This window comes from Kistimonas ophiarachnellae (genome assembly GCF_057552235.1).
Genome location: NZ_BAAJPA010000003.1, coordinates 226,396 through 251,134, shown reverse-complemented (window position 1 = coordinate 251,134; position 24,739 = coordinate 226,396). Strand labels below are relative to the sequence as shown.

Below are 24,739 nucleotides of genomic sequence, written 5' to 3'. Positions count from 1 at the left end.
GTGTAAAATTGAGCGCTATCACCAAATGGAAAATTCTATCCAATTGTTGACTATTTCTGAATAACTACTTAGTCAGGGTTTCTGAATAAATAGATTGAGTTCCTACATGCCAGCGTTCATGGTTTTTCCAGTAGGCTTTTATCCTGATGAATTTTCAGCAAATCATGCCGCCCATTAAATAAATCGGATGCGATATAGCGAATGATGGCGTAGGTATAGATCAGGCTGCCGTTGACGAAAATACCGAATACCCACTCATCCAGGTGAAATCCAAACGGTTTGAAGCCCTGTAGAAGGATAATCCCTGCCAGGAAAACCACCTGAATCCGTAACAGGGTGAAGGTTTTGCTGTCAAACTGCTTGCGGTGCTTCCGGCGGGCGCGGATTTCCTGCATCCGCTCCAATAACAGCTGATGGTTGGTTTCCCGCAGCGCCTGTTCACTGACCGTACCGGCACGCTCCGGGCGCTTCTGGCTCCGGGATGCGATACGCTCCAGCAGTGCTTCATCATTCGCCACGTCGGTTGCCTCTTATTATTCTTTTTGATCATCCATGACCGGAAGTTCAGGCCAGCTGCAGAATATCCGCCCGGACTCGCACGGCCTCGGCGCTGACACCGTAGGTAGCGGCCACCAGCTCAGGCTCCCCTTCCCAGGTGATCCACGTGTGCCGGAAATGGTTCTCCGGCATCAGCAGTTCCGCCGCAAAATGGTTGGCCTCCTGCTCCCGGGGCGTTAGGGCGCCATCCCGGTAATCAATATGGCTGCCTTCCAGCTCACGGTGCAGGAAGATATGGCCAATCTCGTGGGCCAGGGTAAACATCTGCCGGCGCGAGGAATCCTGATGATTGATGTAGATGGTCTTATGGCGGTGATTCACCGCCCCCGAGACTCGATCCGTGTCTTCATCCGGCTCGAATTCCTCGACGGTATAACCGAGGTAATGGATGATTTCCTCCAGCGGTGTCGGAAACTGTTCGCGCACACCCACGTTGATCAGCAACTCCGTTGCCAAGTCCCGAATCTGCTGGCGGTTATACCGCTGTTCTTCTGCCTGTATCTGAGCGGACATCTTATGATTTCCTGTTATTTATGGCAGCTCGTGGGATGAACCTTACCCTGTTTCCGGTGACCATGACCACCCATCCCGATAAACCGGTCAGTCATTCAGCTTCTGGGCCAGTTCACCAATCTTGCTGTTGGCTTCTTCCAATACCTCCTGGCCCAGCTCAGTGATGCCGTAAAACTTGCGCTGCCGCCCCTCTGTCACCCGGGTCTCTTTCACGATCAATCCATCTTCCCCCATCTTGTGCAGCAAGGGGTACAGCGTACCGGGGCTGATCTTGTAACCGTGATCCTGCAGGTGCTCCATCAGCACTGTCATCTCTACGGTACTGCCCCTGATGCTAAGCCTGAAGGCAGGTTTTGACATTAGTCGCCAGCTTTTTCTGGTATTACCTGCTTTATTTGCCATAAGCCTGCTTTACCAGAACACTCCCTCTGCCAGTTGGAGAGCCGCCCTTCATCCTGCTGTAAACATCTCGCATCAAAGGCATCAATAATCCGGTAGGCATCACCATCAGGCTCAATACTCCAGTGCAGGCTCTCTTTTTTTCTGCAACTGAAAGAACACACATCACTTTCAGGCGGTTCAACATACTGCGTGTCGTCACAGGGCCAGAGATAAATCATCGGCCATTCATTCACAGCCAGACACCGCTGGTTGGCGCGATTAATCAGCCTGTAAAAACGATTGTCGATCTTATCAAAACGCCAGTGCTGCCTTTTGTCATTCTCTGCACACGCTTCGATTGTGACAAAATCCTCAGTGGCACTCATACGACGAGTGTCCTTTGATAAACAGGTTTGAAAATCCGCATTCACGATGACATAGGTGCCATCCCCAAATTCACTCGCTGTCTTGTGGGAAGGCGGGTACAACTCATCAATGCGTCTGACCTTTTGTATCGTCTGATCAGGCAAAATATCATACAGGTCATCGTAGATTTCCTTGAATCGGTAAACGCCATTTTCATGACCCGATTTCAAAAACTGCAGTGATGCGAAGCTTTTATACCGGGAAGGAATCTCTACGGCTTGATACGGTTTACTCTTCAGATCAATAACGTAAATTCTGAATCCTGAGAACCGGCCCGGCGAATTAATCGCTATACGCCGCCCGAGCCACTCTAACAGATTGCTGTCTGCATCCCGCCCAGACTGGGCAAAATAAATGACATCCCGATGCTTATTGTAAATAACATCAGAAATCCTCTGTTTCTGGCTGGTTATCTGAACCCGCTCTCCGGATGTCAGGTCCCTGATAAATAATTCATTGGGGCCCTTCTTATCCTCATAGAAAAAGGCGCCAATTTCGAGTCCGCTGTCGGGAAGAACAATCTTTTTCCCATTATGTGCAGGTGAAAGCTCCATAGTACTGGGAGAACACCCAATGAGTATCCCGATCAGTGAAAGAAGCGACATCAGCCAATAGCTGCGAGCGTGACGCAATGGTTTCCACAGGTTCATTCAAACACCTCTGCAAATCCGTTCACACGGGGCAGCCTAGCGCTTCTGTCCGAGTAATGACACTGACTTTTGCTATATAACAGTTTTGCTCCCCATCAACAGATGCATCGTTTTTATCCCGGGACTGCCAATATATCGATTGTCACTGAACACACCTTTGCTTAGATTGCCCTCTGCAACCACCCACTTCCAAGCTGATACCGGTCGGGCTGATTATCCGTATTGCTGTGTAGGTATATACCGCCGCTTTACTGAATTGACTACCCTCACTTCACGGTTGCTGAACTCAAGGCCAAACGGATTAACGAGACACTTCATGAGCAATACCATCGCGCAATGGATCAACGAACATCCGCTGATCCAGGACATGGTTGAACTGAAGGAAACCCAGTGGTTCAACCCCAATATCACTACGCTGGAAGAAGCGCTGCCTTACGTGGGCCTGAACCAGGACGATATCCACGATGCCAGTGCCCGTCTGGATCGCTTTGCACCGTTTATCAAGACGATGTTCCCGGAGACCGAATCATCCAATGGCATTATCGAGTCACCGGTACGCGCTATTCCTGTCATGCAGTCTGTCATTGCCAGCCGTTATGGTGTGGAACTGCCCGGCCAGCTACTGCTGAAACTCGACAGCCAGCTACCGATCTCCGGCTCAATCAAAGCCCGCGGCGGTATTTATGAAGTACTCAAACACGCGGAAACACTGGCAATCAACGCCGGCCTGCTGAGCGTGCAGGACGATTACACAAAACTGGCCAGTGATGAATTCCGCCAGTTCTTTAACCAGTATTCCGTGGCGGTGGGTTCTACCGGCAACCTGGGTCTTTCCATCGGCATCATGAGTGCCTGCCTGGGCTTTAAGGCGTCTGTGCATATGTCTGCCGATGCCCGCCAGTGGAAGAAGGATATGCTGCGTGCGCACGGCGTTGAGGTGGTGGAATATGAATATGACTACAGTATTGCCGTAGAAGAAGGCCGCCGTCAGGCTCAATCCGATCCAACCTGCTACTTCGTCGATGACGAGAACTCCACCAATCTGTTCCTCGGTTATGCCGTTGCCGCAGAACGCCTGAAAAAGCAGCTGGATGACATGGATGTTGTGGTGGATAAGGATCATCCCCTGTTCGTCTACCTGCCTTGCGGTGTTGGCGGCGGTCCCGGCGGTGTCGCCTTCGGCCTGAAGATGGCATTCGGTGATAACGTGCACTGTATTTTTGCCGAGCCGACCCACTCTCCCTGCATGATGCTGGGTGTCTACACCGGCCTGCATGACCAGGTCTCGGTTCAGGATGTCGGTATTGATAACATCACCGCCGCCGATGGCCTCGCCGTAGGCCGTGCCTCCGGTTTCGTCGGCAAGGCCATGGAGCGTCTTCTGGATGGTTACTTCACGGTGACAGATGAAGAAATGTACTGCCTGCTGGCTCTGATGAATCGCCATGAGAATATCCGTCTGGAGCCGTCTGCCCTGGCGGGTGTACCCGGTATCGCCCGGGTAATGGCTGAAAATCAGGATTACACAGTACGCATGGGATTCAGTGAAGAACAGCTGAACCATGCGACCCACATTGCCTGGGCAACCGGAGGAAACATGGTGCCGATGGAAGAAATGCGCCGCTACATCCGCAAGGGACAGGATTATCTTGCAGCAGAGATGAATGGCTGACGTTTCAGGTGGCGCCAGCCAGTAGAATACCCTCAGGACTGGCCGGGATTATGTTTATCAACCGCAACACGGCGTTCAGGTGTTACACATAATGCCCGGCACAATGCCCGGACGCCCAGGCCCACTGAAAGTTGAAACCACCGAGGTGACCCGTCACATCCAGTACTTCCCCGACAAAAAACAGACCCGGCTGGCGCTGGCTCTCCAGGGTCTTTGAAGAGACTTCATCGGTTGCCACACCACCGAGCGTGACTTCCGCCTTTTTGTAGCCTTCTGTGCCAGAGGGGGTTAATGCCCAGTTTTCGAGACTATCAGCCAGTACATTTAATTCTGCATCCGTATACTGGTTGATCGGCTTATGGCCTTTGTCGGTCAAACGGGCCAGGTTCCCGTTTTCGCACAGTGCCAGCGCCAGACGGCGTGTCAGGTATTCTGACAACACGGTTCGCGTCTCGGCCTTCGGACGCTCCTGCTGCATGGTGCGCAACCAGGATTCAATCTCAATCCCGGGCAACCAGTTGATTGAAACCGTCTCACCTTCCTGCCAGTAAGAAGAAATCTGTAAAATCGCAGGGCCGCTCACGCCCCGGTGGGTAAACAGCAGTTTTTCCCTGAAGGATTGATTGCCACAGCTCGCCACCACTTCAGCACTCACCCCCGCCAGCTCACCAAACTGACGCAACCATTCAGCCGGCAGGGTAAACGGCACCAGCCCCGGACGCCGAACAATCAACTGGTGTCCGAACTGGCGACCAATGTCGTATCCAAGGCCGGTCGCACCCATCGTGGGAAACGACAATCCACCGGTTGCAATGACCAGGGACTGAGCGCTGAATTCCCCAAGGGAACTGGTAATACGATAACGACAGGCTTCGCCATTGGTCACCGGCCTGATCTTTTCTATCTGCGCTTTCAGCTGAATAGTAACGCCTGCATCCCGGCATTCATCCACCAGCATATTCACAATGTCACCGGAACGGTTATCGCAAAACAGCTGGCCGAGGGTTTTCTCATGCCAGGCGATACCGTATTTATTCACCAGCGCCTGGAAATCCCACTGGGTATAGCGCCGTAACGCAGAAATACAGAAATGCCGGTTTTCAGAAAGGTAATTCGCAGGCTCGGTATAAAGGTTGGTGAAGTTACAGCGACCACCACCGGAAATCAGGATTTTCTTGCCGATCTTATTGGCATGATCAAGGATCAGCACCTTGCGCCCCCGTTGTCCGGCGGTTAATGCGCACATCAAACCTGCTGCACCGGCTCCGATAATAATAACGTCATAATCCGGTAACAGGGGACGGGAAAGCGGCATAGGGCAAGAAGTCCTGATCAGTCGTGTATTCAAAGTGGCGGATTGTTTCGCGCACTATAAACCACGGACTCCCGCTGAACCAATGCGTAGTTCACCGCCCGGAAGCGGCCTTTTCGATAGCGGCTTTTCGTATTTTGCGCGATTGCTATCAACGGCCCGGTTGGATCTGACACTTTTCAAGTACTGCATTCGCCAGTTCGGGAAAGCTTGTCTTGCGTTTCCCCCCGCCGCCAAAATGATTTTCATCGGTATATTCATGGTATTCCGTCTGCAGCTGCTCATGCACATGGCGCGCTTCAGCGATCGGGATAAACGGATCATCCACCGATGCATACTGAATAATCCACTGCTGATTGCGACGAATCGCTTCCCAGTCCCAGGGGGCATCAAACCAACCGCCTTCCCGTTCATCAGGCACATCCAGGTCGGTATGGTAACCCGCCACAATCACCGAGCCGATAATGGGAAACTGTTGTGCAAAGCGCATGGCGGCGATGGCGCCGGACGAATGGCCGATAAGAATACTGTCTTCACCGGCCTGTAACTCATTGCGAAGAAAGGGAAGCCATATGGCCTGATGGGCAATCTCATTGTCAGGAAATGTTGTTAAAACAACCTGCAGCCCCTGTTGTTCCAGTGTTTCTGCAACCTGGGGGTACCAGTGCATATCTGCCGAACAGCCCCCGTTACCATGAATGAAAACCACCTTCATGTCTGGACTCCTGTCATCAGATTCACGGCATTATAGACAAGATACCGGGATCAGCAGTGCCAGCGGCAATCGCACTGATTACCTGACCGGACACTCACCTTCGGTGTAACCGACAACCTCTGGATCAGAGCAGGCCGAACAGGCATTGCTTTCTGTTCTTAGCGTTCCCGTTTTTGTCTCTGCACACACTGGCGCATACTGAAAAGTGCAGACTTCAGGGCGAGGGTCCGGACAGTTACCCTGGGTTGCACAACCGGTTAGAAGCACTGACAAACCAACCAATACCGCTTGATATTTGAACACCGTCTGACTCCTGAAAAATAGGGGTTTGGCCATTCGGAACGAATATACCTTATCCGGGGTGATATCCAGAGCTTACTTGCATCAAAAAAACCTAACATATTGGTTATTCATTATTTATTGAGAAGAAACGCTATCGTCTGACTTTTGCGACGATGCCAGAGACAGGCATGAATGTCTGGACAGACACTCTCATAATCGTCCTTATATTACCGGATAAACCAGAGTTGGTTCACTAATAAGGGAACTGATTGACAGGCTGCTTCAATACCAGGACAAATGCCCCCTGCCAAGGCCACACTTTCCAATATTCCATGTTATTTTTCGACGGTCAGGGAACTTTTAATTCACGATATTTTCAAAGCTAACAATATAGATACTACAGCCTGCGTAACGTGCGGAATACTGACCAGGTCGCTAACCATTACACGTTTCACCAGCTGTCACAAATGCAAGGAATGCTTAATGGAAAACAATGTTACAACGGCGCCCACCACAACTAAAAAAACTACCGGCTTCTGTTCCAAGGTAAAAAACTTCTTCGCCATTCTCTTCTGTTGCTTTTGGGTAAAGAAAGCATCACCTGTTACACCAACAATGACGGAATCCTCTGGTCTGAACAGAACGGGCACAACTCCCTTGAGTGCACGAACCTTATCCGAACAAACAGCTATAGAAAGTACACGACTAACCACTGAATCTACGACCGCACAAAATGCGGCCAGATCATTAACTGAAATGACTGATGAGGCAGAACGTTTATTGGAAGCAGCACTTGAAGCGCTCGCCAAAAATCGTCCGGGACATAATATTCTTGCGCTATTGTCGAAAGCTAATACAACAATCGGGGCAATCTGCCATCCTAATGGTGATGGGCATTATCAATTGAGAGTAGAATTCTACAACAAACATATTAAGGAGTTTCTACAACAAAATGATAATATTAGAGAAGACTTGGTGAGAGCAATAAAAGACAATAATTGCATTACCTATAAACACTTAGTACTCATTAATCAACTGAAAGAAACCGCACAAGACTTCCCAACGCCAGAGGCTGTAGCATTACTTCAGGAATGCAGTATATTTGTTAGCCAGCTCCTCACGATTTTAAATGATTACGATGATATCACTGAAAACATAGAGGAAATTCAAGCTAGCAGGGAAGATGAAGATTCACTTGATTCATTCAAATCGTTACTTAAAGATGCATCTCAACACATATCTTCAGAAGAAGATTCGCCCCGTTCTTTTTCGAGTAAAGTAATGGATAAAATAAAATCATTCAGACCATTTCGACAATATTTTTAAAAAAAACAGCTTATTTGAAATATAAAAAAACCCGCAAAATAGCGGGTTTTTTTATACGACGATTTATTATTACTTCTTGCCAAGCTTCTTGCGGATTGCCTGCAGCGTACGCAGCTGGGCCGCCGCTTCCGCCAGCTGGGTTGCCGCACGGGAGTAGTCAAACTCGCCCTGCTGGTTGGCCAGCGCCTGCTCAGCCTGCTTCTGGGCTTCCAGGGCGGCGGCTTCGTCCATATCGCCGGCGCGCATGGCGGTATCCGCCAGTACTTTCACCTGGCTCGGCTGCACTTCCAGGAAGCCGCCGGAGATGTAATACACTTCTTCTTCCCCGTCCTGTTTCAGGACACGGATCGGGCCGGGCTTGAGCGCCGTCAGCAATGGCGCGTGCCCCGGCGAGATGCCGAGATCACCCTCGGAACCGGTCGCAACAATCTGCTCCACCAGTCCTGAGAAAATCTCTTCTTCGGCACTAACGATGTCACAGTGCACGGTTATCGCCATATTCTGCCTCACAGACATTCCAGTTTAGGCCAGTTTCCCCAGAGGGTTGGGTTGTTTGATCAACCCTTCCCTCTGTCGATTCACCTGTGTTTACAGTGAGTCTACTGATTACAGGCTCTTCGCTTTCTCGACGGCTTCGTCGATGGAACCCACCATGTAGAACGCCTGCTCCGGCAGGGCATCGTATTCACCGTCCAGGATGCCCTTGAAGCCACGGATGGTGTCTTTCAGGGAAACATACTTACCCGGTGCACCGGTGAAGACTTCCGCCACGAAGAAGGGCTGGGACAGGAAACGCTCGATCTTACGGGCGCGGCTGACGGTCTGCTTGTCTTCTTCGGACAGTTCGTCCATACCGAGGATGGCGATGATGTCCTTCAGTTCCTTATAACGCTGCAGAACCGTCTGAACGCCACGGGCCACATCGTAATGCTCCTGGCCAATGACCAGCGGATCCAGCTGACGGGAGGTGGAATCCAGCGGGTCGATCGCCGGGTAGATACCCTTGGCGGCGATGTCACGGCTCAGTACCACGGTCGCGTCCAGGTGGGAGAAGGTGGTCGCCGGCGACGGGTCGGTCAAGTCATCCGCAGGCACGTATACGGCCTGGATGGACGTGATGGAACCGGTCTTGGTGGAGGTAATACGCTCCTGCAGAACCCCCATCTCTTCCGCCAGGGTCGGCTGGTAACCTACCGCGGACGGCATCCGGCCCAGCAGTGCCGATACCTCGGTACCCGCCAGGGTGTAACGGTAGATGTTGTCGATGAACAACAGTACGTCACGGCCTTCGTCACGGAACTTCTCGGCCATGGTCAGGCCGGTCAGCGCCACACGCAGACGGTTGCCGGGCGGCTCGTTCATCTGGCCGTACACCAGCGAAACCTTGCCCAGTACGTCGGACTCCATCATTTCGTGATAGAAGTCGTTACCTTCCCGAGTCCGCTCACCCACACCGGCGAATACGGAGAAGCCGGAGTGCTCGATGGCGATGTTACGGATCAGCTCCATCATGTTAACGGTCTTGCCCACGCCTGCGCCGCCGAACAAGCCGACCTTACCGCCTTTCGCGAACGGGCAGACCAGGTCGATAACCTTGATGCCGGTTTCCAGCAGCTCGTTGGTGGCTGCCTGGTCGGCATAGCTGGGCGCCTCACGGTGAATCGGGGAACGCTCTTCCTCACCGATGGGGCCTTTCTCGTCGATGGGGTTACCCAGGACGTCCATGATCCGGCCGAGGGTCTTGGTGCCCACGGGAACCATGACCGGGTTGCCGGTGTTGTTTACTGCCAGTCCACGGGCCACACCTTCGGTGGATCCCATGGCGATGGTACGGACCACCCCGTCGCCCAGCTGCTGCTGGACCTCGAGGGTCAGATCTTTGCCGTCGACGGTCAGCGCGTCGTATACCTGGGGTACGTTTTCGCGCGGAAATTCTACGTCGATAACGGCGCCGATGATTTGTGCGATACGACCGCTACTCATAGATTCATCCTCACCCTGAAATAATGTCTTGGCTACGGTCATACCGCAGCAGCGCCACTTACGATCTCGGAGATTTCCTGCGTAATCGCCGCCTGACGCGCCTTGTTGTAAACCAGCTGCAGTTCGTTGATCAGCTCACCGGCGTTGTCGGTCGCGCTCTTCATCGCGATCATCCGGGCCGCCTGCTCACAGGCGTTGTTCTCAACCACAGCCTGATACACCTGGGACTCGATGTAGCGCACCAGGAGTCCATCGAGCAGCGCCTTGGCGTCCGGCTCGTAGATGTAGTCCCAGTGGTGCTTGAGTTCGGTGTCTTCATCCGGCTTCAGTGGAAGCAGCTGAATGTTGATCGGCTTCTGGGTCATGGTGTTCACAAAGCGGTTGTACACCACGAACAGCCGATCAATGCGTCCTTCGTCGTAAGCATCCAGCATGACCTTGATACCGCCGATCAGGTCAGCAATGTTCGGCTCATCACCCAGCTGGCTGATGGCTGCGGAAACATTCCCCCCGAAACTGCGGAAGAAGGACGCCGCCTTGCTGCCGATCAGGCAGAGGTCGATGTCGATCTCCTGGTCATGCCACTCCTTCATGGACTGCACGGTGGACTTGAACAGGTTGGTGTTCAGGCCGCCACACAGGCCCCGATCACTGGCCACCACGATGAAACCGACCCGCTTCACGTCACGTTCCAGCATGTAGGCGTGACGGTACTCCGGGTTAGCGTTGGCCACATGGCCAACCACCTGGCGAATGCGGTCCGCGTAGGGGCGGGAATGCTCCATACGCTGCTGCGCCTTGCGCATCTTGGACGCCGCCACCATCTCCATGGCACTGGTGATCTTTTGCGTGCTGTTAATGCTCGCAATTTGCGTGCGTATTTCTTTTGCGCCTGCCATATGCGTTCCTCAGCATTCGGTTGCAGGCGAACCTGCAACCGTCGCTATTTACCAGGTCCTTTACCAGGTCTGAGTGGCCTTGAACTTCTCGATGGCCTCTTTGATGCCGGCCTCGATCTCACCGTTGAAATCACCGGATTCGTTCACCTTGGCCATCAGCTCGGCGTACTCCGCATTGGCGAAGGACAGCAGGGCCGCTTCAAACGCGCCGATCTTCTTCAGTTCAACGTCGTCCAGGAAGCCCTTGTCAGCGGCATACAGCACCACACCCATCTCGGCGACGGACATGGGAGCATACTGCTTCTGCTTCATCAGTTCTGTGACGCGCTGACCGTGTTCCAGCTGCTTACGGGTCGCATCATCCAGGTCCGAGGCGAACTGGGCGAACGCCGCCAGTTCACGGTACTGGGCCAGGGCCAGACGCACACCACCACCGAGTTTCTTGATGATCTTGGTCTGGGCGGCACCACCGACTCGGGATACCGAGATACCGGCGTTCATCGCAGGACGGATACCCGCGTTGAACAGGTCGGTTTCCAGGAAGATCTGACCGTCGGTGATGGAGATAACGTTGGTCGGTACGAACGCAGAAACGTCACCGGCCTGGGTTTCGATGATCGGCAGGGCCGTCAGGGAACCGGTCTGGCCTTTCACTTCACCGTTGGTCAGCTTCTCAACGTGGTCGGCGTTAACACGGGCCGCACGCTCCAGCAGACGGGAGTGGAGGTAGAAAACGTCACCGGGATAGGCTTCACGGCCCGGCGGACGACGCAGCAGCAGAGAGATCTGGCGGTAGGCCCAGGCCTGCTTGGTCAGGTCGTCATAGATGATCAGGGCGTCTTCACCGATATCACGGAAATATTCACCCATGGAGCAACCGGAGAACGGCGCCAGGAACTGCATGGAGGCCGGGTCAGCGGCGGCGGCAGCAACGATGATGGTGTGATCCATCGCACCGTGCTCTTCCAGCTTGCGCACCACGTTGGCGATGGACGACTGCTTCTGGCCGATCGCGACATAGACACACTTAATGCCCGTGCCCTTCTGGTTGATAATGGCGTCGATAGCCAGGGCGGTCTTACCGGTCTGACGGTCACCGATGATCAGCTCACGCTGGCCTCGGCCAACGGGAACCATGGCGTCAACCGCCTTATAACCGGTCTGAACCGGCTGGTCGACTGATTGACGGGCGATAACGCCGGGTGCCACTTTCTCTACCGGAGAAGACAGCTCGGTCTCAATCGAACCCTTGCCGTCAATGGGATTACCCAGGGCGTCAACCACGCGACCCAGCAGCTGCGGGCCAACCGGCACTTCCAGGATACGACCGGTACACTGCACAGTCTGGCCTTCCGCCAGATGCTTGTAGTCCCCCAGTACGACCGCACCGACAGAGTCCTGCTCCAGGTTCAGGGCCATGCCGTAGACACCGCCCTGGAATTCGATCATCTCACCGTACATAACGTCGGCGAGACCATGGATACGTACGATACCGTCAGAAACGCTGACGATAGTGCCCTCGTTGCGGGCTTCGCTGGACACCTCAAGGCTGTCGATACGGCTCTTGATGATGTCGCTGATTTCAGATGGATTCAGTTGCTGCATGTCCTGCCTCTTAACCGTCAGCTTTTATAAGCTAGGAATTCATCGCGTCTGCCAGCTTCGCCAGCCTGGCGCGGACACTGCCGTCGATGACCATGTCGTCCGCCCGGATAACCACGCCGCCGATCAGGCTTTTATCCACAATCACGCGCAGCTTCACCTCGCGGCCAAGCCGGTTGTGCAGTTTTTCCGCCAGACGATCCAGCTGTTCCTGGCTCAGCGCGAAAGCCGAAATGACTTCCACATCAGCAGTGCGCTCCTGCTCGGCCTTGAACCGGTCAAAGAGGTCAGCAATCTGTGGCAGCAGGGTGATTCGCTTGTTGTCCGCCAGGGTACGGATGAAGTTCTGCCCCTTCTCGTCCAGGCTGTCGCCACACACGCGGATAAACTCATCCGCCTGTTCACGGCTGGTCAGCACCGGCGAGGAAAGCACCCGGCGAATCTTGTCATTTTCACTTACGGCTGCGCTTGTCCGCAGCATGTCTGACCATGACTGCAGGGCGCTGTTTTCGCTGGCCACTTCATACGCCGCTTTTGCGTAAGGCCGGGCACAGGTGGTCAGTTCCATAACACGCCCCCTGTCAGAGTTCAGCGACCAGCTGGTCAACCAGCTTGTCGTTGGCACCGTTATCGATATGCGAACCCAGAATTTTCTCGGCGCCGGCTACTGCCAGGGTCGCCACTTCGGCTCGCAGTACTTCGCGGGCACGATTCACTTCCTGTTCGATATCTGCCTGGGCTGCCACTTTCAGACGCTCGCCTTCGGCGCGGGCCTGTTCTTTCGATTCATCGATAAGTTGGGTGGCACGCTTGGTGGCCTGCTCGATGATGGCCTGGGCCTGTTCCTTCGCTTCACGCAGGTTGTCGGTGGCCTTCTGCTGGGCCAGTTCGAGATCCTGGGCGGCGCGGGTAGCGGCTTCCAGCCCTTCGGCAATCTTCTTCTGCCGTTCAGACAGCGCCTGCATGATCGGCGGCCAAACGTACTTCATGCAAAACCACACGAAGACGAGGAAGGCTATCGATTGACCGATGATTGTCGCATTGATGTTCACGCCAATACCTCTCGCTTCAGTTAATGTCCTGGTCGTTGAGTCGCTTGCGTGACCCCGGTGGCCGGGGCCGGCGCGCACTCACACAATCATTAACCGCAGCTTATTGCAGGACGGCAGCCGCCTGACCGATGAAGGGGTTGGCAAAGGTGAAGAACAGCGCGATACCAACACCGATCATGGTAACGGCGTCCAGCAGACCTGCCACGATGAACATTTTGACCTGGAGCATCGGTACCATCTCCGGCTGACGTGCAGCGCCTTCCAGGAACTTGCCGCCCAGCAGACCAAAGCCGATAGCAGTGCCCAGGGCGCCGAAGCCGATCAGCAGTGCAACTGCGATAGCGGTCATACCTACTACTAATGCCATTAGATTTTCTCCCGACTGTGTCGTTGTGTGTGAGTAAAGTTGGAACAACGGTTTTTAGTTAAATCCCTGAGTGTCTGTACAGGGCGCACCCCCTTCGCCCTGCTCTCCTCTGGAGACGAATCAGTGATCCTCATGGGCCATGCTGAGGTACACAATGGTCAGCATCATGAAGATAAAGGCCTGCAGCGTGATGACCAGAATATGGAATACCGCCCAGAGGAAGTGCATGGGCAGCTGGAACCAGCCCACCAGCGCAATCAGGATGAACAGCAGTTCACCGGCATACAGGTTACCGAACAGTCGCAGCGCCAGAGAGATGGGCTTGGCGATCAGGGTGACGGATTCCAGCAGGAAGTTCACCGGTATAAACAGTGCCTGTACCGCTTTGTTCGGGCTGTTGAACGGATGCAGCGTCAGCTCTCCGATAAAGCCGCCAATGCCTTTCACCTTGATGGAATAGAAAATAATCAGGGCAAACACACTGAGAGAGAGTCCCAGGGTGATGTTCGGATCCGTGGAAGGCACAATTTTCATATACGGGATGCCAACCAGCATCGCCAGACCCGGTATCCAGTCAACCGGCACCAGGTCCATGAGGTTCATCAGGAACACCCAGACAAAGATGGTCAACGCCAGCGGGGCGATCACCTTGCTCTTGCCGTGGAAGGTATCCTTCACACTGCCGTCAACGAACTCAACAATGGTTTCCACCAGGTTCTGCAACCCGCCGGGCACGCCGCTGGTTGCTTTTTTGGCAACGTAACGGAACAAGCCAATAAAGATCAGGCCAAGAAAGACCGACCAGAACAGACTGTCCACATGAAAGGCCCAGAAACCCATGGCCTTCGCTTCCTCGGCGCCGTGGGCGATGGTCCAGGTGGCTTCGCTCAAGACGCTGCCGTCGTAACGCTCAAAGCCTGCGGGGAGCTGACCATAGGTCAGGTTCTGCAGGTGATGAACGATGTATTCCGATGATGTTTGTCCACTACTCGCCATAATCGTGCTCTCGTCAACTCACCCTGCTTTTAAGAATGACCGGGGTAAACCAGTTTACCGCCTGTACTACCGCAAAAGCCCCCAACAGCGCCAGCGGATGCAGGGGACGAACCCAGGCAAACACCAGAGCAAAACCACAAACGGTTAACAGGAATTTTCCGGCTTCACCTTTATAGAAACTGTTGACTATGCGCCGGGCAGAACGTGCGCCACTGTGGGCAAAGGCCTTGCGCACCAGCCAGGCATTGGGAAGGAGGCAGATCAGTCCACCGAGCAGGGCGGACAGCGCCATCACCCGGTCAACGGCCAGCAGCGCCAGCGCCAGTACTGCCGTCACCACGGCCTGGGCGATGATCACCCGGTAAACCGGTGGCCGGGGCATACCCGCCGCACCTTTACCGCGTCTGGAACTGTGCCTGTACGTTGCCTGCATGTATCGAGAGAATCCCCAGCCCGTTGATCATGTACTGCATCGTCAAATGTCTCGCTGGCGATGCAATAACCGGCCGCTTCCCAGCATTATTATCCGTACACTTCCCGGTCATTACTGTGCTTATGCCGTAATGACGCTAAGGCGGCTGCGATTATATGGGTATTAATACTTAGGTTCAACCACGTACGCACCAGAACGGAGCGACCTGCCTGATCCGACCCGTCGAGACAGAAAAATCGTCTGGAATGCCGGTTTCCGGCAGATGCTTCCGCTTGAACAAAAGTTCGGAAAAGGAGACAGAAACGGACCCTCACCTGCAAAAAACGCGCTTTGTACAAGCAGGTGTTGCCCATGCAAAACATTCGGGCCCTGAAAAACCCGGCACTGAACAAGCGTCCTGCGCACAGCGCCACCCGCGCGGCGCATCCTGACAGGCAAACAACATGGGCGGGGAGTCATAACAAGCTGAATAGTTTTATTGCTGACGATTTTAGTTAGTCCCTATTCTATTATCAGCATTTTGTTGTCAGATATGTGACCGGGTTATTTGATAGGCTGCCTGAATAACTATCTGCTTAGGTAGCAAAACCATCAGCCTCATGAATCATTCTTTAACTATCACTGGATTAAGGCATCTATCATGATACGTTTAGCACTCATCAGTCCTACTATGGCACCCGGCATTTCAAATCAAGAAAAGACACAACAAGAAAAAGCAGTCAAGAAAACCCAAGCGATACTTGAACAGCTAGATACTCATGAACGACAATTCATTACCACTGCAACAATGCATAAAATAAACGCAAGAAAAATAAGCGAAATAATGTCAATCAGCGACAAGATTGATTTGTATCTATGGGTAAATAAAGCGCATGGTGAAAATATTGCTGAAGTTTACCAAATGCACATGGGAGCCTATAACCGAATTAACGCTTCAATCAGGAAAAAAAAACATGTTTTAGATCTGCAGGAACACCTGTTATCAAACCTGCCAAATGTAATAAAATCCATGACCCACATTACGTCTATCAAACTAAACAACAACATTTTTTACACAATACCAGAACAAATACTCGAATTAAAACTCACCTCACTCTATATATCAGGAAACATTATCAACGCGATTCCAAAAGCGCTATTTTCAATGAAAACGCTTGAAAAACTGGACATTGCAAACAATCAAATTAACGAAATCCCGGCAGCACTCTGCACATTGAAAAATCTGACCCATTTATTACTTGGCAGAAATGCGATTACGGAAATACCCAACAGCCTTAACTCATTAAAAAAACTTAAAAAATTAGCGCTTAACGATAATAAAATTACAGCCATCAATGAAAGATTAAAAATGAAAGGAACCTGTATTTACCTGCAAAACAATCCGATAGCAGAATCTGAACGCATAAAGCACCTCTCAGACAAAAACCCCGAATACCTATTTACTCAAAGTACAGCATCTGACATGAGATCAGCCTATATATTGCCTTGTGAAGATGATGTCAGTGAGACTTCAGCATCCAGCGATGATCAAGATAATCTTAGTGATACTTCAGAATCCAGCTATGATAAAACTGAACATCTACTCAAAGAAGAGTCTATTGTATCACTGAAAGAATTGATCACCGACACGCCTGCCAAAACAAAAGACAGCCTTTTAACTTATATAAAAAAAGATACTATTGAAAACATAAGAATCATTTTAAAAATTTATGAAGTCTTAAGTAAAGAAAACGTATCTATAAAGAAAGACAAGATAGAACCGCTTAAAAAAATGTTCACTAAAACATTAACATCACTCTACATGAATTATGACACGCCACAGAAAACATCATACACATTTTTTCCACAGATTGAAGATCCAACATTTATTGAATGTATCGATATCATCAATAAACTCCAGGACAAAGAAAGACGCAACGCCATTATTAAAGAGAAGACCCACATCAATACATTATTCAGAGACCTGACAATTTCCAAACAACTGAAAAAACTGCAAAAAATAACCAGATCCCATACCAGTAAAAGCAAAACGAAAAAAGCATCAAAAATTGATCCCCTTTCAAAATCAGAAACTGCCCCCCTTTCAACATCAAAAACTGACCTCCCTTCAACATCAAAAACTGCCCCCCTTTCAACATCAAAAACCGAAAATGATACGTATTCAATTTTTCTGCACTACAAAAACAGGCTTAAGCATACATTTACATTCCATGAATACTTATCCGACACTCTTTTTTATATTGACAACATTGCCAGCGAATCCGATAAAGAGAAGGATTACACGCAAACCCTGCAATCAGTCAGGCTTGACACTGATGAGCTATTTGAGTCAGAAGAACTCGTGACGTTTCTGTGTGAAATTGAATCTATCAACAGAAAGCATATCGATTTAATGACATTTAACAAGAAAATCCAACCCTACTTCGATAGGTATTTAAAAACAGATTTTGCCCCGGAACCGATGCCAGGCACCTCATCACCCCGGCGCGAAACCACTGAAACGAAACCCGCAGCCAGAAAGACAACGGTCTCTTCAAAAAAGCGCGGACTGACAGCGCCAAAGCGCAAAACCGTTACGGAACCCGCTGAAGAACAGGGACCACGAAGGTCGAAACGAACAAAGCAACAACGAACACCCTATCAAGCCCCTTGATCAATGGGTTTCAGGCTGGCGGACAATGCCTTGGCAGCACGTCCCATCACCTGACGTATTTTTTTAAACAAACCCGGCGCGTTACGAGACATGCGCCGTGCCTGATTCAACAGGACGATACGGCTACCGTAAAGTAGCAGCGTTTCCGTGCGCTCCGCTGCGGACGTAATCAATAAAGCGCTGAAGCATCCGTCCCCTGAACTTCTTCCTGTGGATAGCAATATAGAAATAACGCTCCAGCACCAGGTCGCTGACCGGCAACACCACCAGGTCGCCACGTCGCAGGTCGATGTCCGCTGCCAGCCGGGACAGGCAGGCCACGCCCAGTCCGGCCCGCACAGCCTGCTTAACCGCTTCCGACCGGTTCAGTGACATGCCTATCCGGGGCGAACCCAACCGGCTGGCGATCAATTCATCAAACAGGGAGCGGGTGCCGGACCCTTCTTCCCGCAGAACCCAGGATTCATTTTCCAGGTCCCGAAGTTGCAAATCCTCCCTACCTGCCAAGGGATGATTGGCACTCGCGATAATCAGCAGTTCATCCTTACGCCACTCAATGGTTTCAATATCGGGATGAAGGCAAATACCCTCGACAAACCCAATATCAATTTCAAAGCTCAGCAGCCGCTCGGCAATGATGCCCGTGTTATCGATAGACAGGGCAATCTGAATTCCTGGAAAATCCCGGTTGAAATGGCCGATCAGTGAAGGCATCAGGTTATTGCCGATAGTCGAGCTGGCATTCACCTTTAATGTGCCTTCCAGGTAATCCGTCTTGCCGGTGAAATGCTGCTCAATCTCCGCCGACCGGGTCAGCACCTCATTTGCCATAGGCAGCAGAACACGTCCCCGTTCACTCAGTACCATACGATGACCCTGCTGCCGGTCGAACAGGAAACCCAGTTGTTTTTCCAGCTCGCCCAACGCCATACTGGCTGCCGGCTGGGAGATATGCAGTCGCTCTGCTGCGGCAGTGACGTTTCGGTTCAGCGCTACAGCCCGGAAAATCTCCAGCTGTCGTAGGGTGATGTGCATGGTGGCTATGGCCGGTCAGGGGTTTGGGGTCAAGCAGATGGGCGCAGATGATATTCTACGGACAGAAACATTACCATAAACTCATCAACAAGAAACTGAATAGTCATTCTCTAATATGTCCATTTACAGCACCATTGATTTAAAGCCTGAAATAGTTTTAAACCACTATTTACAAAAATAACAGAGTCTAAATAACACTTTCGTTATTTATAGATCGAAGCAGGAGTTATATAGTAACTATTTAGCGGATTTATATTAGCGGATTTATATATGGATAGTCATACTGTCAGAGGTGGTCAACATTCTCTCACTCCAACCACAACAGAACAAAAACTAAATGAGCCAAGACTAGAATCTATTCAAGCCATTATAGCCAAACGGAAATCCAAAGAATTTTTATTCTATAAAAACCAATTTAAAGCATTAGCAGGGCGGATAATTACAAATTCAGATCTTAATCAGGAAGAAAAACTGATGCTTTATAAATGGGTACAGGTAGTTCAGGATGATACGCTTCGAAAAAACAGAAGTACCGCTATTGTGTGGATGGATGAATGTTTCGAAAATCAGGGCATTGATAATAGCTTAAACCTTCAGGACCTCTGCCAGGTAGACCTTCCCTTCTTCATAGAGCGAATGACCTGGTTAAATTTTTTAAATCTTAGATCATGTAGCCTGTGTTTCTTCCCAGTTGCGCTATGCTCCCTGACCAACCTTCTGGAGTTAAATCTTATTGATAATTTCCTAATGTATTTACCTGGTGAGGTTATTCAACTTACTAAGGCAATTATTTACCTCAGGGGTAATCCAATCGATAACAACTGGAAAATGAATGAAGCAAAGCAAATCAATTTGAGAAACAATGCACCCTTGCTGGATTTCGATGAAGAACCTGAAAACGAGTCACCATCACAGAGTGAAGACGAAAGTTCATTTTGGGATGTTGCTTCAACCTCAGAAGAATCTTTTGCGACGTTTAAAGATTGTGTTGCCTGCCTCGAAGATTTCACGAACGGGAAACGGTTAGAAGAAGTTTCTAAAAACCAATTGAAATTAAGACAACCTAATATGTTTGGCAGAATAGTAAAATTTATTGACTACCACAGGAATTTATTAATATCAGAAAATTTCACCCTCACTCCCGAATTCAAATTTGCACTTTCAAAATTAATACAAAAATCTGCCACAGTAAATCCTATCTTTGATAGTGTATACCTGCATCCTATTTTAGAACAAAAAAAATCAGCATATGAACTAATAACAAACATAGAAACAATCGAAAACAGCCTAACAATGACTTACAAACTGCATAAAGAGCATACTACCTCTGAATTTATTCATATGAAACAAGTTGAAAAACAGTTGAAAAAACTTAAACAGTTAATCAAAACGTCAACTAAAGGAAAAGGAAAAGGAAAGAGTCAATCAAGTAAAGAAACGAGCAATCTCGGACTTTTATATAAATTTCATTATTACAAGTCCATATTTGGAGAATTATTTCAATTACCACAAAACACTACAGATCATCTTTTCACAAGATTTCCTCAATACTTACAGTCTGAACATGATTGCATACTTGATGCGTTAACTGAAACAATAGTAACTATTAATGATATTATTAATTTAAATGAATGGGTGAGATGCCTGTCATCTCATTTTAGGAAAATTAATCAGGATTTTGATAAAAACGATAAAGAGTCAGTTTACCAAAAAACTGTAGAAATACTTTTTTTATACAATAGGGATTATTTTGCACGACATAATAAATCGCCAAAACAAGCCCCCCCCTCTGAACAAGAACTTCTCTCTGAACAAGGACCTCCCTCCAAAAGACCACGTTTATTCTGATAACACTACATTCAGGGCAGGATCCTATACCTGCCCTGCTGCTTCTTTTATCAGGTTTGGTTAATTGTTGTCATTGTCGGTTTATAAGCTGCCTCAAGAATCTCAACCTTCCGGGCATCAATATCCGTTGGCTTGGTTCGGTGGTAATCCACCTCACCGGAGATATGCACTGTCATTTCCCGTGTCACTGGCTCCCGGATCGCGCCCCAGTCATCGCCGTCAATCTCGACATTGATTTCACCGGTGGAATCCCTGAACAGGTAATTCTCGTGGCTAACTTGGCGGACAATGTGGGCGGACATCTCAAACTGTTGAAAAACGGTCATTTAGAAGCGGTGGTAAAAAACGCTGGAGAGGCGACTGATCCCGTTGATTGAAAACCTTCAAGACTGCTCAGAATGATATGAACCCTTCTTATGACGTGGAACTTTAGATGGTTTCTGTACAGTCCATTAAGGTTGGCTCTTCCAACGTCAGAAACAGACTGAATAAATTGCATCTCAACCGGAACTTCCTGATAGCTATCAGGTCATAATATATATAAACAAGGTAAATACCCTGGTACATATTACCCTTTGCACAAATGGAATATTATTTATGGTCGTGTACTTAATATCCAGCGATGCACCAAATATTTGCATTATAAAAAACTAAAACCGTGATAATTATCTCAGACAATAACTTCTCTGCAACCCTACTGGAAAGCTACAGATCCAGATGTAACGAACCGAAGAAAAAAACCCCTTAAATAGGTACTTGTTATTGTTATAAGGGATTTAACAAAATGATAAGCACAGAGATAAAAAATCAAAACAGCCTGAAAAAACAGAACAATTCATTTATTGGAAAGCTCAAAGACTTATTTATTTTTATATTACGAAAAATAAAAATAATTTCTTGCTGCTATTGCATAACATCCAACAATCCAGAATCTAAAAAACAACCGAGCACATCGATATCTGCTCGACGTGTGAATACTACCGATTCTCCTGCAGCATTACCAGAAAACAACGGTAGCGTAGCTGGTAGCTCCCTAAAACATCGTAGTAATGAAAACTCCCATACAGACTCTCTTATAAAAGACCCTTTCGATTTAGTAAAACCTGGTTATATATCCAATAGTTTAGTTACTGAGGCGCTAACGAATAAAAATAAACTCTTAGCTGAAGATCAAAACACCCTGGAATATAAAACAGCAAGCCTTCTCAATGACACAGAATATGTTGCACTTGATATTTATTCAAAGTATGACTATCGATGGGTTAATGAATTCCTTCGCAAAAAACCAACAAGCGACAAGCACCCAGACAGCACCTATATTCATGCCGTAACAGAAGTATTAGTCCGTGCAATAACAAAGCTTGAACGTTTAAATGGAGATCCGCCTCAAAATAGAGTTTTGTTCAGGGGAGTCCCTCACTCAGACCTCTCACTATTTAAGACCGATGGTATTTTTACTGAAAAATCATTTATGTCCACCTCTACCAAAGACTATATAGCGGGTGAATTCATGGATAAAAGATGGAATAAAAAGCCTGATGAACAACCTGTTCTTTTACGTATAACAACAACTTCAGGTGCAGATATGTCGGCTTTGAGCACAGCCCCCGGAGAACATGAAGTCTTATTGAACGCCAATACCCGATTTAAAGTCGACAAAATAGACTTTAGCCCAACCTATAAGTTTGGAAGAGGTTTCAGCGGAGCCTATATTGTCGACCTGACTGAAATACCCGGCACGGAATCAGAAAACACCTAACCATGACTCAACCTTCGTCCCGTTCAGCTGGAAAGCCATCGCCGCAGGCAACCAGACGTTATCCCCCTGGCGATGGTAAACAGCACGGTAGCAAGACATTAGCGCCACGGTTAACGCCGATTTTATCTGGATTAGTTCAGCCTTGCTCTAAACTCGTCATCGCAGGCTTATAGGCTGACTCGATAATCTCAACCTGCCGGGCATCAATATCCGTCGCCCGGATTTGATGGTAATCCACCTCACCGGAGATACGAACCGTCATTTCCGGGGTAACCGGCTCCCGGATCGCGCCCCAGTCATCGCCGTCAATCTCGACATTGATTTCACCGGTGGAATCCCTGAACAGGTAATTCTCGTGGCTAACCTGCCGGACAATGTGACCTGTCAGCACAACCTCTACGTCATCGGAGGCTTTTTTGGCTTCTTCAACGGTCTTGATCGTTTCACTGCCCGGCCCTTCATACTGTGCCCACAGCGGGGTTGATGCGCCCAGAACCGCTGCCAACGCCATGCCACGAATCATCTGATGCTTCATTGTCTGTTTCATTGCTCTCCACCTCTGTCATTGTTTGTTTTTTGGAAGCTGCCGCTTCCCGATCGCTGTTGAGACATAATGTACAGGAGGCACTATGAACAGGGGGTGGAGGCATCATGAACTTTTGTTAATAAAAACCGGCCGGGAAATACGCCTATCTGAATTCACTCAATACGTAACCCAACCTTGAAAATCAACACAGTAACCACGCTTCACTGACAATAAAAAAAGATTCAACCCCGAAACAGCAGCCCTATAAATAAGGCTTATACCCCTCCCAAATTTTAATGATTTCACGCCGGTTCCGGACGTTCCTATACTCGCACTACTCCTCCCTGAATTGTTTCGTGGAACAGGTTACCCCTTTATCAAACCTGCCCTGGTGAATATTTATTGTCTTCAAAAAGTGGACACAATAGATATTCATTCATGGCGACCTGTTCCACGCTTTTTCTTCAAACCGGATTGATTGCCATGAATACGATGTCTGATGCAAAACGCTGGATTGAACTGAAGCAGAACACCCCTATCTTTACCGATATCATGAATGCCCGTAAGGCACTGAAGCGTTCGACCTCCTGGGACGACATGACCAAGTTCTTCCGTGAAGCGGACAAGCACCTGAAAATCTGAGTACTAATACCTATCTGCATTCGACTCTCACCTTGATAGGTATCAAAAATCCAGCAGCCTGATGTTCTATGATGGTGCGCCTAACGATTCAAGAGGGGCGCTCCGTGAGTATCAGGCTGGTTAATCGCGCAGAAAAAGAAACTTATACCTTCTTCGACAAACGCGTCGTGCAGCCCGAACCTGAACTCTATTACCGCAGTGATTTCTCGATTCTGTTTATTGAGAAGGGTGAGGGTGTCATCCAGGTCAACAGCCAGACCAGCGATTTCTCTGAACAGAATATCATCGTTATCGGTCCCTATATTCCCCATCGCGTAGTTTCCGCCACTGACTGCAAAATCACCGCCATTGTGTTCCGTATGAAAGCCATGGGAGAAGATTTCATCAACTGCTGCCAGCTCGCCCATGTTCGCTCTTTTCTGGAACGGAGCAGCTATGGCCTGAAATACAGTGGCCCTGTCTACAAAAAAGCCTTCCGGATTGCTGACCGCATTGAAAACACCTTCGGCTTCCGGGAAGTGCTCAGCCTGTTTGAAATTCTGGATATTCTGTCGTTATCCGGCAATCACAAGATACTGACTACGGAACCGGTATCTACCCCGATTATCGACAAGAACAAGCAACAGATTGATCGTATAAAGCATTACATAGAACAGCACTCACAGGATGTGATCTATGTTGAAGCGCTGGCCCAGCAGTTCAACATGGCGGAAAGCACGTTTATTCGCTTTTTCAAAAGTAATGCGGGCGTATCGTTCACCAAGTTCCTCAACCGGGTTCGGATTGATAAAGCCTGCCATCTGCTGACGACCAGTAGTGACACCATTGCCAGTATCAGTGCTACCGTGGGGTACTCGAGCCTGTCCAACTTTAACCGGCAGTTTCGCAGCATTATCGGGACAACACCGCGACAATACCGCTGTTCCCTTTGTGCATAACCTGGCTGATATTTCCTTAACGGCCGGGTAGCTGTAATTCTGGTTCAACCTGTTTTGAACTTTATACCCCCCGTGTTGGTCATACAGCAAAGTGTTTTTTCCGTATCAAAGGTAATGGTGCAACGCTGATTTCCCCTTTCCTGACAAGAAAAAAACTGTCTTTACTGGCAA

27 protein-coding genes are annotated in these 24,739 nt (G+C 49.6%); 8 read left to right on the top strand and 19 right to left on the bottom strand.

The features are described 5' to 3' along the window. Positions 1–116: 116 nt before the first annotated feature. The 4 genes from AC27K1_RS05195 to AC27K1_RS05180 all read right to left on the bottom strand — a co-directional run bounded on the left by AC27K1_RS05195 (position 117) and on the right by AC27K1_RS05180 (position 2,528). The gene (locus AC27K1_RS05195; protein WP_487148840.1) at positions 117–518 is read right to left on the bottom strand and encodes a hypothetical protein; all 402 of its coding nucleotides are present in this window, start codon (positions 516–518) and stop codon (positions 117–119) included. 46 nt (positions 519–564) lie between these two features. Beyond that, complete coding sequence (locus tag AC27K1_RS05190) at positions 565–1,071, bottom strand: ImmA/IrrE family metallo-endopeptidase (RefSeq protein WP_487148839.1); 507 nt, start codon at positions 1,069–1,071, stop codon at positions 565–567. A gap of 87 nt (positions 1,072–1,158) precedes the next feature. Continuing rightward, complete coding sequence (locus tag AC27K1_RS05185; RefSeq protein WP_487148838.1) at positions 1,159–1,431, bottom strand: PadR family transcriptional regulator; 273 nt, start codon at positions 1,429–1,431, stop codon at positions 1,159–1,161. Then, positions 1,431–2,528 (bottom strand): RICIN domain-containing protein, encoded by a 1,098-nt coding sequence (locus AC27K1_RS05180; RefSeq protein WP_487148837.1) that lies wholly within the window; start codon positions 2,526–2,528, stop codon positions 1,431–1,433. The genes AC27K1_RS05185 and AC27K1_RS05180 overlap by 1 nt, the downstream gene beginning before the upstream one ends. Positions 2,529–2,844: 316 nt before the next feature. On the opposite strand from AC27K1_RS05180, the gene dsdA reads away from it, so the two are divergent. Continuing rightward, positions 2,845–4,200, top strand: coding sequence for a D-serine ammonia-lyase (gene dsdA, locus AC27K1_RS05175; protein ID WP_487148836.1), 1,356 nt, complete (start codon positions 2,845–2,847; stop codon positions 4,198–4,200). Between the two features lie 82 nt (positions 4,201–4,282). On the opposite strand, the gene AC27K1_RS05170 is transcribed toward dsdA, so the two are convergent. From AC27K1_RS05170 to AC27K1_RS05160, 3 genes are all read right to left on the bottom strand, one after another. Continuing rightward, positions 4,283–5,515, bottom strand: coding sequence for a BaiN/RdsA family NAD(P)/FAD-dependent oxidoreductase (locus tag AC27K1_RS05170; RefSeq protein ID WP_487148835.1), 1,233 nt, complete (start codon positions 5,513–5,515; stop codon positions 4,283–4,285). A gap of 148 nt (positions 5,516–5,663) precedes the next feature. Continuing rightward, positions 5,664–6,227, bottom strand: a complete 564-nt coding sequence (locus AC27K1_RS05165) for an RBBP9/YdeN family alpha/beta hydrolase (protein WP_487148833.1) — start codon at positions 6,225–6,227, stop codon at positions 5,664–5,666. Between the two features lie 78 nt (positions 6,228–6,305). Further along, positions 6,306–6,530 (bottom strand): hypothetical protein, encoded by a 225-nt coding sequence (locus AC27K1_RS05160; protein ID WP_487148832.1) that lies wholly within the window; start codon positions 6,528–6,530, stop codon positions 6,306–6,308. Between the two features lie 462 nt (positions 6,531–6,992). On the opposite strand from AC27K1_RS05160, the gene AC27K1_RS05155 reads away from it, so the two are divergent. Then, entirely contained in the window at positions 6,993–7,835 is an 843-nt protein-coding gene (locus AC27K1_RS05155; protein ID WP_487148831.1) for a hypothetical protein, read from the top strand. 69 nt (positions 7,836–7,904) lie between these two features. Here the strand turns inward: AC27K1_RS05155 and AC27K1_RS05150 are convergent, their stop codons facing one another. The 9 genes from AC27K1_RS05150 to AC27K1_RS05110 all read right to left on the bottom strand — a co-directional run bounded on the left by AC27K1_RS05150 (position 7,905) and on the right by AC27K1_RS05110 (position 15,116). Then, a complete protein-coding gene (locus AC27K1_RS05150; protein WP_395180619.1) occupies positions 7,905–8,333 on the bottom strand; it encodes a F0F1 ATP synthase subunit epsilon in 429 nt (142 codons plus the stop codon). Positions 8,334–8,441: 108 nt separating this feature from the next. Beyond that, entirely contained in the window at positions 8,442–9,818 is a 1,377-nt protein-coding gene (gene atpD, locus AC27K1_RS05145) for a F0F1 ATP synthase subunit beta (RefSeq protein ID WP_395181881.1), read from the bottom strand. 38 nt (positions 9,819–9,856) lie between these two features. Then, positions 9,857–10,717, bottom strand: coding sequence for a F0F1 ATP synthase subunit gamma (gene atpG / locus AC27K1_RS05140; protein ID WP_395180618.1), 861 nt, complete (start codon positions 10,715–10,717; stop codon positions 9,857–9,859). 60 nt (positions 10,718–10,777) lie between these two features. After that, positions 10,778–12,322, bottom strand: a complete 1,545-nt coding sequence (gene atpA / locus AC27K1_RS05135) for a F0F1 ATP synthase subunit alpha (protein WP_487148830.1) — start codon at positions 12,320–12,322, stop codon at positions 10,778–10,780. A gap of 31 nt (positions 12,323–12,353) precedes the next feature. Continuing rightward, the gene (locus tag AC27K1_RS05130) at positions 12,354–12,887 is read right to left on the bottom strand and encodes a F0F1 ATP synthase subunit delta (protein WP_487148829.1); all 534 of its coding nucleotides are present in this window, start codon (positions 12,885–12,887) and stop codon (positions 12,354–12,356) included. A gap of 13 nt (positions 12,888–12,900) precedes the next feature. After that, a complete protein-coding gene (locus AC27K1_RS05125; protein WP_487148828.1) occupies positions 12,901–13,371 on the bottom strand; it encodes a F0F1 ATP synthase subunit B in 471 nt (156 codons plus the stop codon). Positions 13,372–13,471: 100 nt separating this feature from the next. Then, entirely contained in the window at positions 13,472–13,738 is a 267-nt protein-coding gene (gene atpE / locus AC27K1_RS05120; protein WP_487148827.1) for a F0F1 ATP synthase subunit C, read from the bottom strand. Positions 13,739–13,858: 120 nt separating this feature from the next. Continuing rightward, complete coding sequence (atpB, locus tag AC27K1_RS05115) at positions 13,859–14,734, bottom strand: F0F1 ATP synthase subunit A (protein WP_487148825.1); 876 nt, start codon at positions 14,732–14,734, stop codon at positions 13,859–13,861. 13 nt (positions 14,735–14,747) lie between these two features. Then, positions 14,748–15,116: a F0F1 ATP synthase subunit I gene (locus AC27K1_RS05110; protein WP_487148823.1), complete on the bottom strand. Its 369-nt coding sequence runs from the start codon at positions 15,114–15,116 to the stop codon at positions 14,748–14,750. 402 nt (positions 15,117–15,518) lie between these two features. Between AC27K1_RS05110 and AC27K1_RS05105 the strand changes: the two genes are divergently transcribed. Together AC27K1_RS05105 and AC27K1_RS05100 are read left to right on the top strand one after the other, a co-directional pair. Then, positions 15,519–15,665 carry a hypothetical protein gene (locus tag AC27K1_RS05105; protein ID WP_487148821.1) on the top strand — a complete coding sequence of 49 codons (147 nt, stop codon included), beginning with the start codon at positions 15,519–15,521 and terminating at the stop codon, positions 15,663–15,665. A gap of 142 nt (positions 15,666–15,807) precedes the next feature. After that, the gene (locus AC27K1_RS05100) at positions 15,808–17,820 is read left to right on the top strand and encodes a leucine-rich repeat domain-containing protein (RefSeq protein WP_487148819.1); all 2,013 of its coding nucleotides are present in this window, start codon (positions 15,808–15,810) and stop codon (positions 17,818–17,820) included. Between the two features lie 123 nt (positions 17,821–17,943). Here the strand turns inward: AC27K1_RS05100 and AC27K1_RS05095 are convergent, their stop codons facing one another. Further along, a complete protein-coding gene (locus AC27K1_RS05095) occupies positions 17,944–18,855 on the bottom strand; it encodes a LysR substrate-binding domain-containing protein (RefSeq protein WP_487148818.1) in 912 nt (303 codons plus the stop codon). 270 nt (positions 18,856–19,125) lie between these two features. On the opposite strand from AC27K1_RS05095, the gene AC27K1_RS05090 reads away from it, so the two are divergent. Then, the gene (locus AC27K1_RS05090; protein WP_487148816.1) at positions 19,126–20,703 is read left to right on the top strand and encodes a hypothetical protein; all 1,578 of its coding nucleotides are present in this window, start codon (positions 19,126–19,128) and stop codon (positions 20,701–20,703) included. A 50-nt stretch (positions 20,704–20,753) separates the two neighbouring features. On the opposite strand, the gene AC27K1_RS05085 is transcribed toward AC27K1_RS05090, so the two are convergent. Beyond that, positions 20,754–21,005 carry a NirD/YgiW/YdeI family stress tolerance protein gene (locus AC27K1_RS05085; protein ID WP_487148815.1) on the bottom strand — a complete coding sequence of 84 codons (252 nt, stop codon included), beginning with the start codon at positions 21,003–21,005 and terminating at the stop codon, positions 20,754–20,756. Between the two features lie 482 nt (positions 21,006–21,487). Between AC27K1_RS05085 and AC27K1_RS05080 the strand changes: the two genes are divergently transcribed. Next, entirely contained in the window at positions 21,488–22,462 is a 975-nt protein-coding gene (locus AC27K1_RS05080) for an ADP-ribosyltransferase domain-containing protein (protein WP_487148813.1), read from the top strand. Between the two features lie 136 nt (positions 22,463–22,598). On the opposite strand, the gene AC27K1_RS05075 is transcribed toward AC27K1_RS05080, so the two are convergent. Then, positions 22,599–23,009 carry a NirD/YgiW/YdeI family stress tolerance protein gene (locus tag AC27K1_RS05075; RefSeq protein ID WP_487148812.1) on the bottom strand — a complete coding sequence of 137 codons (411 nt, stop codon included), beginning with the start codon at positions 23,007–23,009 and terminating at the stop codon, positions 22,599–22,601. A gap of 417 nt (positions 23,010–23,426) precedes the next feature. Here AC27K1_RS05075 and AC27K1_RS05070 point away from each other — a divergent pair, with 417 nt between their 5' ends. Together AC27K1_RS05070 and AC27K1_RS05065 are read left to right on the top strand one after the other, a co-directional pair. Next, a complete protein-coding gene (locus tag AC27K1_RS05070; RefSeq protein WP_487148810.1) occupies positions 23,427–23,630 on the top strand; it encodes a hypothetical protein in 204 nt (67 codons plus the stop codon). A 104-nt stretch (positions 23,631–23,734) separates the two neighbouring features. Continuing rightward, positions 23,735–24,568 (top strand): helix-turn-helix domain-containing protein, encoded by an 834-nt coding sequence (locus AC27K1_RS05065; protein ID WP_487148809.1) that lies wholly within the window; start codon positions 23,735–23,737, stop codon positions 24,566–24,568. Positions 24,569–24,739 lie beyond the last annotated feature (171 nt).

Bases quoted from the DNA above. Each gene is read 5' to 3' on its own strand.
- AC27K1_RS05190 (WP_487148839.1), bottom strand. From the start codon at position 1,071: ATGTCCGCTCAGATACAGGCAGAAGAACAGCGGTATAACCGCCAGCAG.
- AC27K1_RS05185 (WP_487148838.1), bottom strand. From the start codon at position 1,431: ATGTCAAAACCTGCCTTCAGGCTTAGCATCAGGGGCAGTACCGTAGAG.
- AC27K1_RS05180 (WP_487148837.1), bottom strand. From the start codon at position 2,528: ATGAACCTGTGGAAACCATTGCGTCACGCTCGCAGCTATTGGCTGATG.
- dsdA (WP_487148836.1), top strand. From the start codon at position 2,845: ATGAGCAATACCATCGCGCAATGGATCAACGAACATCCGCTGATCCAG.
- AC27K1_RS05170 (WP_487148835.1), bottom strand. From the start codon at position 5,515: ATGCCGCTTTCCCGTCCCCTGTTACCGGATTATGACGTTATTATTATC.
- AC27K1_RS05165 (WP_487148833.1), bottom strand. From the start codon at position 6,227: ATGAAGGTGGTTTTCATTCATGGTAACGGGGGCTGTTCGGCAGATATG.
- AC27K1_RS05155 (WP_487148831.1), top strand. From the start codon at position 6,993: ATGGAAAACAATGTTACAACGGCGCCCACCACAACTAAAAAAACTACC.
- AC27K1_RS05150 (WP_395180619.1), bottom strand. From the start codon at position 8,333: ATGGCGATAACCGTGCACTGTGACATCGTTAGTGCCGAAGAAGAGATT.
- atpD (WP_395181881.1), bottom strand. From the start codon at position 9,818: ATGAGTAGCGGTCGTATCGCACAAATCATCGGCGCCGTTATCGACGTA.
- atpG (WP_395180618.1), bottom strand. From the start codon at position 10,717: ATGGCAGGCGCAAAAGAAATACGCACGCAAATTGCGAGCATTAACAGC.
- atpA (WP_487148830.1), bottom strand. From the start codon at position 12,322: ATGCAGCAACTGAATCCATCTGAAATCAGCGACATCATCAAGAGCCGT.
- AC27K1_RS05130 (WP_487148829.1), bottom strand. From the start codon at position 12,887: ATGGAACTGACCACCTGTGCCCGGCCTTACGCAAAAGCGGCGTATGAA.
- atpE (WP_487148827.1), bottom strand. From the start codon at position 13,738: ATGGCATTAGTAGTAGGTATGACCGCTATCGCAGTTGCACTGCTGATC.
- atpB (WP_487148825.1), bottom strand. From the start codon at position 14,734: ATGGCGAGTAGTGGACAAACATCATCGGAATACATCGTTCATCACCTG.
- AC27K1_RS05110 (WP_487148823.1), bottom strand. From the start codon at position 15,116: ATGCCCCGGCCACCGGTTTACCGGGTGATCATCGCCCAGGCCGTGGTG.
- AC27K1_RS05105 (WP_487148821.1), top strand. From the start codon at position 15,519: ATGCAAAACATTCGGGCCCTGAAAAACCCGGCACTGAACAAGCGTCCT.
- AC27K1_RS05100 (WP_487148819.1), top strand. From the start codon at position 15,808: ATGATACGTTTAGCACTCATCAGTCCTACTATGGCACCCGGCATTTCA.
- AC27K1_RS05095 (WP_487148818.1), bottom strand. From the start codon at position 18,855: ATGCACATCACCCTACGACAGCTGGAGATTTTCCGGGCTGTAGCGCTG.
- AC27K1_RS05090 (WP_487148816.1), top strand. From the start codon at position 19,126: ATGGATAGTCATACTGTCAGAGGTGGTCAACATTCTCTCACTCCAACC.
- AC27K1_RS05085 (WP_487148815.1), bottom strand. From the start codon at position 21,005: ATGTCCGCCCACATTGTCCGCCAAGTTAGCCACGAGAATTACCTGTTC.
- AC27K1_RS05080 (WP_487148813.1), top strand. From the start codon at position 21,488: ATGATAAGCACAGAGATAAAAAATCAAAACAGCCTGAAAAAACAGAAC.
- AC27K1_RS05075 (WP_487148812.1), bottom strand. From the start codon at position 23,009: ATGAAACAGACAATGAAGCATCAGATGATTCGTGGCATGGCGTTGGCA.
- AC27K1_RS05070 (WP_487148810.1), top strand. From the start codon at position 23,427: ATGGCGACCTGTTCCACGCTTTTTCTTCAAACCGGATTGATTGCCATG.